11 protein-coding genes are annotated in these 13,716 nt (G+C 65.2%); 5 read left to right on the top strand and 6 right to left on the bottom strand.

Annotated features, from left to right (window positions below):
* The first annotated feature begins 30 nt into the window (after positions 1–30).
* Together K4G67_RS03730 and K4G67_RS03725 are read left to right on the top strand one after the other, a co-directional pair.
* A complete protein-coding gene (locus tag K4G67_RS03730) occupies positions 31–1,347 on the top strand; it encodes a sensor histidine kinase (protein ID WP_239805031.1) in 1,317 nt (438 codons plus the stop codon).
* Between the two features lie 27 nt (positions 1,348–1,374).
* The gene (locus tag K4G67_RS03725) at positions 1,375–2,520 is read left to right on the top strand and encodes a mechanosensitive ion channel family protein (protein WP_239805030.1); all 1,146 of its coding nucleotides are present in this window, start codon (positions 1,375–1,377) and stop codon (positions 2,518–2,520) included.
* Between the two features lie 42 nt (positions 2,521–2,562).
* On the opposite strand, the gene K4G67_RS03720 is transcribed toward K4G67_RS03725, so the two are convergent.
* Complete coding sequence (locus K4G67_RS03720) at positions 2,563–4,872, bottom strand: CDC48 family AAA ATPase (protein WP_239805029.1); 2,310 nt, start codon at positions 4,870–4,872, stop codon at positions 2,563–2,565.
* Positions 4,873–5,267: 395 nt separating this feature from the next.
* Entirely contained in the window at positions 5,268–5,729 is a 462-nt protein-coding gene (locus tag K4G67_RS03715; RefSeq protein WP_239805028.1) for a hypothetical protein, read from the bottom strand.
* 101 nt (positions 5,730–5,830) lie between these two features.
* On the opposite strand from K4G67_RS03715, the gene K4G67_RS03710 reads away from it, so the two are divergent.
* Genes K4G67_RS03710 through K4G67_RS03700 form a run of 3 tightly spaced genes read left to right on the top strand, consistent with a single transcriptional unit; the run spans position 5,831 to position 9,473 of the window.
* A complete protein-coding gene (locus tag K4G67_RS03710) occupies positions 5,831–7,570 on the top strand; it encodes a M28 family metallopeptidase (RefSeq protein WP_420829983.1) in 1,740 nt (579 codons plus the stop codon).
* Between the two features lie 11 nt (positions 7,571–7,581).
* A complete protein-coding gene (locus K4G67_RS03705; RefSeq protein ID WP_239805027.1) occupies positions 7,582–8,571 on the top strand; it encodes an agmatine deiminase family protein in 990 nt (329 codons plus the stop codon).
* A gap of 11 nt (positions 8,572–8,582) precedes the next feature.
* Complete coding sequence (locus K4G67_RS03700) at positions 8,583–9,473, top strand: HpcH/HpaI aldolase/citrate lyase family protein (protein ID WP_239805026.1); 891 nt, start codon at positions 8,583–8,585, stop codon at positions 9,471–9,473.
* A 28-nt stretch (positions 9,474–9,501) separates the two neighbouring features.
* On the opposite strand, the gene K4G67_RS03695 is transcribed toward K4G67_RS03700, so the two are convergent.
* From K4G67_RS03695 to K4G67_RS03680, 4 genes are read right to left on the bottom strand one after another with little or no spacing between them, the layout of a single operon-like run.
* Entirely contained in the window at positions 9,502–10,041 is a 540-nt protein-coding gene (locus tag K4G67_RS03695) for a hypothetical protein (RefSeq protein ID WP_239805025.1), read from the bottom strand.
* Positions 10,034–12,574 (bottom strand): HWE histidine kinase domain-containing protein, encoded by a 2,541-nt coding sequence (locus K4G67_RS03690; protein WP_239805099.1) that lies wholly within the window; start codon positions 12,572–12,574, stop codon positions 10,034–10,036. The genes K4G67_RS03695 and K4G67_RS03690 overlap by 8 nt, the downstream gene beginning before the upstream one ends.
* Positions 12,575–12,579: 5 nt before the next feature.
* Complete coding sequence (locus K4G67_RS03685; RefSeq protein WP_239805024.1) at positions 12,580–13,263, bottom strand: biliverdin-producing heme oxygenase; 684 nt, start codon at positions 13,261–13,263, stop codon at positions 12,580–12,582.
* Complete coding sequence (locus K4G67_RS03680; protein WP_239805023.1) at positions 13,260–13,667, bottom strand: baeRF12 domain-containing protein; 408 nt, start codon at positions 13,665–13,667, stop codon at positions 13,260–13,262. The genes K4G67_RS03685 and K4G67_RS03680 overlap by 4 nt, the downstream gene beginning before the upstream one ends.
* Positions 13,668–13,716 lie beyond the last annotated feature (49 nt).

Below are 13,716 nucleotides of genomic sequence, written 5' to 3'. Positions count from 1 at the left end.
CCTGCCCCGCGGGTGAAGGAGAGGGAAGCCATGACCGAGCTGGCCGTCCCGGCGCAACATAGCGACGCGCTCCTCTCGCCACGCGCGGGGAAGATCGCATCGCGCGTGGTGTTTTTGCTTGTTGCAATCGGGTTGATAGGCTCGCTCTTCCTCGTGTGGAACACGATCACGAGCGAGCGCGAGGAACGCGCGCAGGCCGAACGCACAATGCAGGTAATGGGCGCGCTGCGCGATCTCGACCGGGCGGCGCTCAACGCCGAAACGGGGCAGCGCGGCTATTTCATCACGCTCGACCGGGATTACCTCGCATCCTACGAAATGGGGCGGGCGCTCTATCCCCGCGCGCTGCGCAGATTGAAACGGCTGGTCCGTGCCGAAGGCAATGCGGAACAACGCGCCCTGCTCGCCCGGATCGACGCGCATGGCACGGCGAAGTTCGCCGAGCTCGACGAGACGGTCGGCATGATCCGCGACGGCCGCATTCTCGATGCGCAGCAGGTCATACTCTCGAAAGAGGGGATGCAGGAGATGAAAGCGCTCCGCCAGGCACTCAGCGAGATGGAGGCGAGTGAGCAGGCCATTCTTTCGCAGGCGACCGACGAGGCCGCCATCAACGAAAATCGCGTGCTGCCCCTGTTGTCCGCGCTGATGCTGGGGATCGTGGCGGCATTGGTGCTCGGCTTTGCGCAGTCGATCCGCGCGGCGCAGAGCGAGGAGCGCGCCTCGCGCGCGGAGGAACTGGCCGAGGCGAAGGACCGCGCCGACCTGCTCGCGCACGAGCTGAATCACCGGGTCAAGAATTTGTTCGCGGTCATTCTCGCCATCGTGCAGATGAGCGCGCGCGGCCAGACCGGCGCGCAGCAGACGGCGGAGATCATCGCCGCCCGCATCCGCGCCCTGCTCGACGCGCATGAGGCAACGCAGGGCGGCGACGATAGCGAGGCGGAGCTCGTCACGTTGATCGAGAAGGTGCTGGCCCCTTATCGCTCCGACGAAAATCCGGTGGATGTCACCGGCCCGCCGGTGCGGCTGACCATGCGACAGGCGACGCCGATCGGGCTCGTCCTGCACGAACTTGCCACCAATGCGGTCAAATATGGCGCCTGGTCGCAGGAGGGCGGGCGGATCGAGATCGCCTGGTCCCTGGACGACACGGGCGCGGGTGCCGACACGCGCGAACTGCATCTCAAATGGCGCGAAATCTGTCCGCAACCCGCCGAACCGGGCGAGCGGCGCGGTTTCGGCAGCATGCTGATGGAGAGCAGCGCCCGCCAGCTCGACGGCACGATCGAACGTCATTTCGACGAACGCGGCGCAGAGGTGAACATGCGTATCCCGCACGGCTGAACCCCTATATTGCATCGCAGCAAAGTCATGCGTAGCATCGCGCACATGGACTTCGAAACCATGCGCGCACCGTTTGAGAACCTGCCTCCCCATGTCGTCGAATGGGGGCTGGACATCATCCTGCTGGTGCTGGCGGTGGCGGGCGTGCTGGCGCTCCACCGGCTGGCGTTCGGCCTGCTTGGCAAGGTGGTCCGCTCCAGCCGGAGCGCTGCCGACAATCTCGTGCTCGAAAAAATGCGCAAGCCGACGCGCTACGCCGCGGTCGCGGTGGCGCTGGTATTCGTCGCGGGGGAAATTCCCGAACTCGCGCTTTTGTGGGAGGCGATCGCGGGGTTCGTGTTGCCCGCCTTGCTCGGCTGGATTGCGCTGTCGCTGTTTCATGCGCTGATCGCCGCGATGATCATGCGCACCGATATTTCGGTGGAAGACAATCTGAGTGCGCGGCGCCGACGCACGCGATTGCAGATTTTTTCGCGGCTGGGCACTGCGCTCATCGTGTTCATCACGGCGGGGCTGGTGCTGTTGTCGATTCCGGTGGTGCGGGACATTGGCGTGACGCTGGTCGCGTCGGCGGGCCTTGCCGGGCTGGCCGTGGGCGCGGCGGCGCAACCGGCGTTGAAATCACTGATCGGGGGGCTGCAACTCGCCCTGACAGAGCCGATCCGCATTGGCGATGCCGTCATCATCGGCGGCGAGTGGGGCTGGATCGAAGAGATCCGCACGACTTACGTGGTGGTGAAGGTGTGGGACGAAAGGCGGCTCGTGGTGCCGACATCCAAGTTCCTCGACGAGATTTTTCAGAACTGGACCAAGACCACCTCCCAATTGCTGGGCACGGTAATGTTCTACGTCGATCCGATGACGAAACTCGATCCGATCCGCGAAAAATTCATGGAACTGATCGAAAGCAATGCCCGATGGGACAAGCGGGTGCGGCATATGCAGGTGACCGAACTGACCCGCGACGCGATCGAGGTGCGGTTTTTGATGACGGCGAAGGATTCGCCGACCCTGTTCGACCTGCGCTGCGACATACGTGAGGCGCTGATACAATGGATCGCCGCCGAAATACCCGATGCGATCGTGCGCAACCGCCTGCTCGCCGCCGAGCCGTTGCGTATCGAAGGCGCCAGCGGCCCGCCCTCTGCCGCGGCGATGCCCTCGGCAGGATAGGGCGAAGGGGCAGTCGCGAACGACCACCCCTCACGCGCTGCCTCAATCCTCGTGCTTGTTTTCCCGGGTCGAGGTCAGCATGCCGGGAGAGATGAAACCGATGGGTCCGGTTTCCGCCGCGCGCCGTTTCAATTCGCCGCGCATCTTGGCGTATTCCTGCTCCATCTTCTGCGTCACCGTGGCGCGCGAATCCTTCAACGCCTCCCGGAAATCCTCCATCTCGACGATACGAACATCGCCCCCGTCGCGGCGGATCGCGTTAAGACCGGCCCGGCGCACCACATCCTCCAGATCGGCGCCGGTGAAACGCTCGGTTTCTCCCGCCACATGGGCGAGGTCGACATCATCGGCCAAAGGCATGTTCGCCGTGTGGATCTTGAGGATATGGAGGCGTCCCTCCTCGCTCGGCGCGCCGACATAGACCAGCTCGTCGAAACGGCCGGGACGCAGCAGCGCCGGATCGACCAGCGTTGGGCGATTGGTGGCACCGATGACGACGACCGACTGCAATTCCTCCAGCCCGTCCATTTCGGCAAGAATGGTGTTGACCACCCGGCTCGTCACCTGCGGTTCGCTGCCGCCGGATCCGCGTGCGGGCACGAGGCTGTCGATCTCGTCGATGAACACGACGCACGGGGCGACCTGCCGCGCGCGGGCGAAGAGCCGGCTGATCTGTTGCTCGCTTTCGCCGAACCATTTGGAGAGCAGGTCCGACGATTTCATCGAGATGAAATTCGCCTCCGCTTCCTTCGCGACGGCCTTGGCCAACAAGGTCTTGCCGGTGCCGGGCGGGCCGTAAAGGAGGAATCCCTGCGCCGGCCGGATGCCGAGCTGTTTGAACGCCTGCGGATTTTTGAGCGGTAGTTCCACGCCTTCGCGCAGTTTTTCCGTCGCTTCGTCCACGCCGCCGATGTCGGCCCATCCCACGGTGGGCGCCTGCACCATCACTTCGCGCATGGCGGATGGCTGCACGCGTTTGAGCGCATTGGAAAAATCGCGGCGCTCCACCGACAGATTGTCCAGCACTTCGGGCGGGATGGTCCGCGCGTCGAGATCGAGCTTGGGCATGATGCGGCGCACCGCCTCGATCGCGGCTTCGCGCGCCAGGGCGGCGAGATCGGCCCCGACAAAACCATGGGTCGTGCGGGCAAGTTCCTTGAGATCGACATCCTCGGCCAGCGGCATGCCGCGGGTGTGAATGACGATGATCTCCTCCCGCCCGGTCTGATCCGGCACGCCGACGATGATTTCCCGGTCGAACCGGCCGGGGCGGCGCAGCGCCTCGTCCAGCGCATCGGGGCGATTGGTGGCCGCGATCACGACGAGATTGGAGCGCGCCTCCAACCCGTCCATCAGCGTCAGCAATTGCGCGACAAGCCGCTTTTCCGCCTCGCCCGGCGTGTTGTTCCGCTTGGGTGCGATGGAATCCAGTTCATCGATAAAGACGATGGCGGGCGCGTTCTTCTGCGCCTCCTCGAACACCTGGCGGAGGCGCTTCTCGCTCTCGCCATAGGCGGAACCCATGATTTCCGGGCCGTTGATGGTGAAGAAATTCGCATCGCTTTCATTGGCGACCGCGCGGGCAAGGCGCGTCTTGCCCGTGCCCGGCGGACCGTGCAGCAACACCCCCTTGGGCGGATCGACGCCGAGACGCGTGAACAGTTCGGGGTAGCGCAGCGGCAGTTCGACCATTTCGCGCAGCTGGCGAATGGTTTCCTCCATCCCGCCGACATCGTCGTAATTGACCTCGGCGCGGCCATCGCGCGGCATCTCGAACTCGGCTTTCAGCTCGACCTCGGTATTTTCGTCGATATGCACGATTCCCTTGGGCGTCGTGCTGACGACCGTGAGACGGATCTGCGTGAGCGCAAAGGCAGGCGCGTTGAACATGCGCGCGATTTCGGGCGGCATGTCCTTCACCCGCTTCTGTCCGCGCGTCGCGACAAGATCGCCCGCGACGAGCGGCCGACCGAAGAAATTGCGCTTCAACGCCTGTCCCGGTCCCTGAAGCCGCATTTCCTTTTGCGCAGGCGCGAACACCACGCGGGTGGCGGGGCGCGATTCGGCTTTCTTGACCACGACATGCTCGCCCGACCCGGCCTCGGCATTGCCGCGTTCGAGCCCGTCGAGGCGGATGACGTTCAGCCCCTCATCCTCGGGGTAGGGTTGCAGAGCGCGCGCCGGCGTCGTCCGCTTGCCCGTGATTTCGATGATGTCGCCCTCTGTCACGCCAAGCGCGGCCATCGCGTCGCGCGGGATGCGGGCGATGCCGTGGCCCGATTCCTCCTGCCGTGCCGCTGCGACCTGTAATTTCACTTCGCGGGAATCGGTGCCCGCGTCTGCATCCGCCATGAAAGGCTCCTTGTCGTTGAGGGCGCATCGCGCAACGCATCGCCCATGACCCGTTTCGGGTGTCAAAGGATCAGATGGGGATGGGTTCCGCCCTTGCAATCCGCACGAGCGAGGAATCGCGTTCGGGAAATACGCCACGGGGCCAGCTATGGCGCGGCCGCATATCGGGACAAAAAAAGGCCCGGACGGACATGCCGACCGGGCCATGAAGTTTTGGGAGAGGATGCCTGTAAGGCCATTTCGAGATAGGCTAGCGGCATTCTTTGTGCAAATGCGAAATGATCCAGCAGTGTTGCAAATTATGCATACGCCAACAAAAGCAAGGTATTACACCGGAAGGGAGGCTCGTATGGTTCTGCGGCCTTCGCCAGAGCGATATGGATTGCTGCACTGCGTCAAAGGCTGTCGGTGGGGCGCGCGCACCCGGTCATGGATTCGCCATCGCGCTCGAAGGTGACGCTATAGGGGTATTCGCGGTCGGACAGCCCGTCGGTGCAGGGTTCGATACGGCCGGAAAGCGTGAAGGGCACGTCGCCGATCATACCGCTCAATTCTATCGAATCGCGTTGATCGGCGGGGGAAATTTGCTTCGCGTCCACGGTGACGCCCTCCTGATCCTCCGGCGTCATGTACCGCAGCCGCCCGTCCGTCACATGCGCCGCCCAATAGGGATCGGTGCCGATCGCGCGAAAGTTCCGGGTAAAGATCGTGGCGCTTTCGTCCGAAGGGGTCTGCGCCGGATCGGCGGCGGCGGCGGCTGGCGCGGTGGCCGCCTCTTCCGGTGCGGAGCAGGCGAAGAGCAGGGACGCGGCGATTGCGGCGAGGATCGCGATCTGGCGCGGGGCGATGGCTTTCATGACACAGGTTATAGCACCGGGTATGGCGGGGCGCGACATGCTTGCCCGGTGCGGCACGCTCTGCCACTCTTGGCCGAAGATGTATGAGGATCGGTATCGACATGGCAATGATTTCGCGGACAAACTTCGGGCACAAGGCATGGGCACGATTTGGCCTGCGGGCCGGGCAATGGGCGGCCACGACCGCGCTTGCCGCCTCGCTCGCCGCCTGCGCCACGATGGGGCGCGGATCGCCCCCCGCCATGGCCGGCAACGGCACCCCCGAAATCCCGATCGACACGATGAAGGAGGTCACGCGCACCCTCTCCAGCGACGCATTCGAAGGGCGGGCCCCCGGCACGGAGGGGGAGCGCAAGACCATCGCGCTTTTGAAGGAACGCTTTGCCGCGGCGGGCCTGCAACCGGGCAATAACGGCAGCTGGGTTCAAAAAGTGCCGCTCATCGAAATGACGGGCGCCGATTATTCGCCCATGATTGTGAAGGGCGGCGGGCAGGCCATCCGGCTTGCCCCCGGCGACGATTACGTGGCGGTCAGTTACCGCGTGACCCCCGAAACGCGGATCGAGGATAGCGAGATCGTGTTCGTGGGATACGGCATCAACGCGCCCGAAAAGGGGTGGAACGATTATGCCGGCATCGACATGACCGGCAAGACCGCGCTGATCCTCGTCAACGATCCCGATTATGATGCGGATACGCTCGACGGGCCGTTCGGCGGGCGGGCGATGACCTATTACGGGCGCTGGACCTATAAATTCGAGGAAGCCGCGCGGCAGGGCGCGACCGCCGCGCTCATCGTGCACGACACGTTCCCGGCGGCCTATGGCTGGAACGTGGTCCAATCGAGCTGGACCGGTGCGCAAGCCTATGCGCAGACCGCCGACGACGGCGCGAGCCAGACCCGGGCGAACGGCTGGGTCCAGAAGCCCATGGCGGAGCGGATCATGACCATGGCGGGGCAGGATCTCGCCGCCATGACCGCCGCGGCCAAGCGCAAGGGCTTTGCCGCCGTGCCGCTCGGCGTCACGACCAGCTTCGGTTTCGACAGCGCGATCCGGCGCTTCGAATCGAACAATGTCATCGGCGTCCTTCCGGGAAGCGAGCGCCCGGACGAGGTCGTGCTCTATACCGCGCACTGGGACCATCTGGGCCGGTGCAAGGCGGATGAAACGGGCGACGACATCTGCAACGGCGCGATCGACAATGCCACCGGCACCGCCGCGCTCGTCGCACTGGCCGAGGCGCATGTGAAGGCGGGGGCGCCCGAACGCTCCATCGCCTTCGTCGCGGTCACGGCGGAGGAATCGGGCCTTCTGGGGAGCGAATATTACGCGGCGAATCCGGTCTTCCCGCTCGACCAGACGGTGGGCGGGGTGAACATGGATGCGCTGTCGCTGGCGGGCCCTGCGAATGATGTGGTGGTCGTGGGCGGGGGCAAGTCCGAGCTCGATGCGTATCTGGACGATGCGCTCGGCGAACTGGGCCGGACGGCGACGCCCGAACCCACCCCGGAAAAGGGCTATTACTATCGCTCCGACCATTTCAGCCTCGCAAAGCGCGGTGTGCCGATGTTCTACGTCGAATCGGGCGAGGACCTGATTGAGGGTGGCACCGCGGCGGGGGCGGCGGCCGCGGCCGATTATACCGAGAACCGGTATCACGGGCCGCAGGACGAATATGATCCCGACTGGAACTGGGACGGGGCGGAGCAGGATCTGCGCCTGTTCTACCGGCTCGGTCGGTCGCTGGCGAATACCGGCGCGTGGCCGAACTGGCTCGACGGGGACGAGTTTCGCCGCATCCGCGATGAAAGCTGCGCCGCGTCGGATACCGGTTGCTGAGCCACGCCGCGATGAGGGATGACACGCACCGGATGCCGCCCGAATGGCATACGCAGGACTGGTTGTGGATCGGCTTTCCCCATGATGCGGGGGAGTGGCCGGCCGCTTTCGCCCGCGCGCAGGAGGAAATCGCCGCCTTCGCCAATGCCGTGGCCGAAAGCGGGCAGGCGGTGCGCCTGCTCGTCCGCGACGCGGCGAACGAAGCGCGCGCGCGCAGCCTGGTGTCCGGCGCCGTTACGCTGGAGCGGCGCGAATATGGCGATATATGGCTGCGCGATACGGGGCCGCTCATCGTGTCGGACGGTGCGGGCGGGCGCGGCGCGCGGCGGTTCGGCTTCGATGGCTGGGGCGGGAAATATCGGATGGCGGGCGACGAAACCGTCGGCGCGGAGCTTGCGCGCGACGCCGGGATGGAGCCGGTTGTGGCCGACTGGATCCTGGAGGGAGGGGCCATCGACACCGACGGCACCGGGCTTGTCGTCACGACGGAGCAATGCCTGCTCAACCCCAATCGCAATCCGCAATTGTCGCGCGGTGACATAGAGGACCGGCTGAACCGCGACCTCGGTTTCGAGCGTGTGCTCTGGCTCGGTGACGGGCTGCTGAACGATCATACCGATGGGCATGTGGACAATCTGGCCCGCTTTGTCGCGCCGGGGCGGCTGGCCTTGCCCGTGCCGACGGGGGCAGACGATCCCAATCGCGCGATTTACGAGGATGCGCGGGACCGCGCCCGCGCCTTCGGGCTGGACATTGCCGACGTCCCGTCGCCGGGTCTGATCAGCGACGGCGATTTCGTCGAACCGGCCAGCTACATGAATTTCTGCGTCACCACCCATCTGGTCGTCGTGCCGACCTTCGGCAGCGTCCATGATGCCGACGGGGTGGCCGCGGTTGCCGCGCTGTTCCCGGATCGCGCGACGGTCGGCCTTCCGGGCGGCGCGGTCCTTTCGGGCGGCGGTGGTTTCCACTGCGCCAGCCAGCAGATGCCCACCCCATGACGGATATGCCCATGCCACGCCCGGTTCGATCCATGCTGTTCGTGCCCGCGGACAGCGAGAAGAAGATTGCCAAATCGCAATCGGTGGGTGCCGACGCGATCATCCTCGATCTTGAGGATTCGGTTGCGCCCGCGCGCAAGGATACGGCCCGCGCGATGGCGGCCGAAGTGCTGCGCGATGCGCGCGGCGGCGGTGCGGCGGTCTGGGTGCGCATCAATCCGTTCGACAGCGAACACGCGCTCGCCGATCTGGCCGCCGTGGTGCGGGGCGGGCCGGCGGGCATCATGTTGCCCAAGGCCGCGGGGCCGGACGACCTGGTCCGCCTGTCCCATTGCCTCGACGTGCTGGAGCTTCGCGATTCGCTGGCGCCGGGCGCGATCCGGACCCTGCCGGTGGCGACGGAAACGGCGGGGGCTGCGCTGCGTCTTCCGCTCTATGCGGAGCGGGTCGTGCCGCGTCTCTTCGGGCTGACCTGGGGGGCGGAGGATTTGAGCGCGGATCTCGGTGCGGCGGGCAATCGCGGCGATGACGGGCGGCTGGCGCTGACCTATCGGACCGTGCGGGCGATGATGCTCCTTGCGGCGAAGGCAGCAGGAGTCGCCGCGATCGATGCGATCTGGCCCGATTTTCGCGATCTGGAAGGTTTGCGGGCCGATTCGCTTTCCTCCCGGCGTGAGGGGTTTGCGGGCCGGATGGCGATCCATCCCGCGCAGGTGGAACCGATCAACGAGGCCTACAGCCCGTCTGCCGACGAAATCTCCCATGCCGAGGCGGTCGTGGCAGCCTTCGATGCGGAGCCGGATGCCGGGGTCGTCGCGCTCGATGGAAAGATGCTCGACATGCCGCATCTGAAACAGGCGCGGCATATCATCGCCATGCGGGACGCCTTCGGACCGCGATAGGCGGTGCGCACGCCCCCCTTGTTAAGGATCAGTCGAACTGACGCCCGTGCAATTGCGGATTGCGCGCGACCACGCGGTTGAGCCACGCCCTGGGCTTGCGCAGGAGGCTGGACGGGTAGTCCACGTCGGCGCCCACGATCCGCGCGATCGCACCGACGAAATGGATGCAATTGCGGCGGTTGAGGTCGTATCCGTCGCCCTCGATATTGCGCCACGCATCGACTTCGCGGCGGATGCGCCAATAGGTCGCATCGTCGACCGTGATGGAGATATGCCGGTTCGTCTCCTCGACATATTTCTGCTTCTCGACATAGATCATATGCTCGACCGGCCCGCGCAGGACAGCCGGCGTGACCGATCTTGCGGTAAAGCCGTAATTCTCGTTGATCCGCTCCCCCGTGGCGTCGAGCGTGCCTTCCATGACGACGAAGGTGTGTGGATAGCGCCCGAAGAGCACCGATCCGTCGAAACTTTGAAAATGGACCGTCACCGCCGCGAACGCCGGAAAGGCGAACGTGGTGAAAAAGACGGCGAATGCCGCCGCCCATGCGCGGCGCAGTCTATTCATCGTTGGAGCCAAGCTGTGCGAATCCCTGCAATATCTGATCGGCGGCATAGGGTTTGACGACCATTGGAACGCCGCGAAACTCGACCGGCACCGTGTCCTCGCCGCCGTAACCCGACGCAAAGATGAAGGGAATCTTCGCATCGCGCAAGCGTTCGGCCGTCGGCGTGCTCGTTTCGCGGCCGAGGTTGAAGTCCAGCATGGCGATGTCGATGCCATCCGCCTCGATCGCGCGCAACGCGGCCTTGTTGCTCGCGGCGAGGACGACCTCGCTTGCGCCGAGGTCGATGAGCTTGTCCTCCGCGTCGAGCGCGATCAGCGCGCTATCCTCGACCAGGAGGATACGCTTGCCCGCGATATTCGCCCTGCCCGCATCGCTGGAATAGGACGGTCGCGCCGGACCCTGGCGCGAGGGTTCGGCATTGTCGACGTAGCGGGCGGGAATGCGGAACTGCGCCTCCAGCCCGGCGGTGCGATAATGCACCTCGGCGTCGCCGCCGAGCTCGTGCGGAATCGAATCGCAAATGATGGTCGTGCCGAAACCGCGCCGTTTGGGCGGCATGACCGCCGGCCCGCCCTTTTCGACCCAGTCGACAAGCAGCGCGCCGTCATCCTCGATCCGCCATTCGACGCACACCTTGCCGCTGTCGCTCAACGCGCCATATTTCGTCGAATTGGTGGTCAACTCGTGCACGACGAGCGCCATGACCGTGAATCCGTCCGGCGTGATCGTCACCTCCGGGCCGACCATCTCGATACGCTCCGCCTGCCCGTGGAGATAGGCCGAGGCCTCCGTCGTGATCAGGTCGCGCAAATGGGCCGGACCCCACTGATCCGCGGTCAGCTGATCGTGCGCACGGGCGAGCGACTGAATCCGCGAATCGAGCGTGCGGGTGAAGCTGTGAATATCGTCCGCCTCGCGCCCGGTCTGCCCGACGAGCGCGCGGATAAGCGCGAGGATATTGCGCACCCGGTGGTTGAGTTCGGCGATGAGCAGGTTCTTCTGCTCGCCCGCCTGCCGGCGTTCCTCGCTCGCCGCTTCGGTGAGGCGGAGCACGACTTCCAGCAATGTCGTGCGCAGCGAATTGGCGATGCGGATCTGCGCCGGGGTGAACGGGCGCGCCTCGCCCCGGACCAGTTCGGACCATTCCTCGAAACTCTTGCGCGGGGTGAGGCGTGGGCCGTTGGGTCCGTATTCGACGCTTTTTTCCGCATTGCCGGCCCAGCGGACCGAGCGCAGCTGCTCCGCCCGGAACATCACGACATAGTCCCGCGGCCGGCGCGAGATCGGCACGGCGAGCATGCCGGCCGCGCGCCCTTCGTATTCGCGCGCCTCGTCGAGGATTTCGGAAATGCGCGTGGTGGTGATCACCTCGCTCTTGGAATTCTGGTTGAGTGCGCCGATCAGCTGCCTGAACTGCTCCTCGCTCGGTGTCATCCCGCTTATCGAGACTTCGCCGTCGACCATCACGCCGACACCATCGGCGGGGATCGCGTCCAGCATGATCTCGCCGATCCAGTCGGCGTCGTAAAGCCGGTCATTGTCGCGCGCGGCGGCGGACATCAACCGGTTGGAAACCTTGCGGGCCTCGTCCTCATACGCCATTTCCTCGGCGCGCAGCTTGCGTTCAAGGACGAGGGAGAACATCAGCCCGAACAGCTCGGCGGCGCTGCGTTCGGCAAAGCTGGGCAGGCGCGGTTCGTGATGGTGACAGGCGAACAGGCCCCATAGCCTGCCGTCGACGATGATCGAGATCGACAGCGAGGCGGACACGCCCATGTTCTTGAGATATTCGATGTGGATCGGCGACACCGCACGCAGCAGCGACAGCGAAAGATCGACCGCTGGTTGATCGCGCGGTTCGATGGCGACGGACGGCTCGTTCACGTCGCAGATGATCCGGAACGTGTTGCGCACGTAAAGGCGGCGGGCCTGTTGCGGGATGTCGGTCGCCGGGAAATTCAGCCCCATGAAGCTGTCGATCCCGTTTTCGAGCGCCTCGGCCACGACCTCGCCGCTGCCGCTTTCGGCAAAGCGGTACACCATGACCCGGTCGAAACCGGTCAGCATCCGGCACTGCCGCGCGCCATCGCGCAGCAGGGCGTTGAGCGTCGGCGCCCCGTCGATCCGCTGAATCATGCTGCGCACGGTGGAGGAGACTTCGAGCTCGTCGCCTGTTGCCGGTTCGCATTCGATGATGAGCTGGTCGCCGGAGAAGTGCACGGCGACGTCGAACTTGCGGTCATCCTCGCGCAGTTGCAGCGAGAAGATGCGCTCCACCGCGTCCTCGGTGCGCAGCATCACGACCCGGCGGCGAATCTGCTTGATCGCGAAGGGCATGAAGATGTCGGTCAGCGTTTCGCCGATGAGCGCGTCCGTATCCTTGCCGAGGAAGGGAGCGGTGTTGGCGGCGCGCTGCACGATCCAGTCGGCGCTGGTCGCGAGGAGGAATCCGAAGGGCTGAATCGCCCCCAGGATGTGGATCGGTTCGCGGTCGCAATTGGTAAGATCGACCTCGGCCAGATCCATAGTCATCTCATTCAAGAAAGGTCCTCCGACAGGGCCTGCGCGGCTCGCCGAAAATGTTGAAATGTTTCTATAGCAGAATCAGACGCTTCGTCCAACCAATCCGGCCCATGCTGCGACGCTTCGGCATCGAACGCGTCGCAGAACGCGCGCCAGCGGGCGCCGTGGTCGACAGGCGGCGAAAGGTAGCGCGTCGGCAGCCCGTCCGGAACCTGCCGGACGAGCAATTGCCCGCCCAGCCGCGAGCCTTCGATGACATATTGCACGCCCCATGCCGCGGCGCCGCGCGCATCCGACGCGATGATCGGCATGGGCAGGAACGCGCCCAGCGCGGCAAGATCGTCGGCCAGCTGCGGAAAGCGCGGCGTCCATTGCGGCCAACCGCGCCCCGTCACCGCCAGTTCCAGCCCCGGCAACGCCATCGCATGCGCGGCGAGGAAGGCGCGGTAATGCTCCTCCCGCGAAAGGTCGAACGGGGCAAAGGCCGCCTCGGTCGCCTCGTGCTGCGCCATGGTGCGGTCGCGCAGGGCGAAACGGGCGGGCCGGTGCTCGCCCTGCGCGTCCGGGCTGTCCTTTTCCTCTGGCGCATCGCGACGCGTGGCGAGGGGCTTGCCCTTGCTGCCAAGCGGGCGGGGGCGATAGACGGCATAGCCTATCGCGGGCAGATCGAGCCGCATGGTGTCGTCTTTCTGGGTCAAGCGGAAAGGAGCGTCTTCTCGATGCGCTCCGTCGTTTCGCCGGTCAGCGTCTTGGCTTCCTCGCCAATGATGATCGCCTCCAGCGATTTGTGATAATGGCGGCGCATCTCGCCGAGCGTCTTGGGATCGGCGGCAATGGCCAGCGTCTCGATCGTCTTGTCGAGCGCGGCGCGGTTCAGCCAGTCGGCAACGGCGGCGGCATGGGCCAGCTCGTTGAGATCGGTCGCGCCGGTGCGCTGCCCGGCGTCGTCCTGATGCTTGACCCCGGCGCTGAAATTGGTCGGGTCGAGATCGGGCTTCGCCTGCTCGCTGAGCTTGGGCTCGTCGGGCGAGCCATCATTGCGCATCAGCACGAAACGAGTCCCGTCGACAATGGCAAGATGAGCTTTGTGAGGAAGGCGCATATTCTTGAATTCCGGTGTTCGTGTTCTGTCTTCTACTGTGCCAACGCGC

Origin of the sequence: Croceicoccus hydrothermalis (genome assembly GCF_022378335.1) — a bacterium.
GTDB classification, from domain to species: domain Bacteria; phylum Pseudomonadota; class Alphaproteobacteria; order Sphingomonadales; family Sphingomonadaceae; genus Croceicoccus; species Croceicoccus hydrothermalis.
Note: the sequence above shows the minus strand (reverse complement) of the source record. Positions and strands in the feature narration are given on the sequence as shown.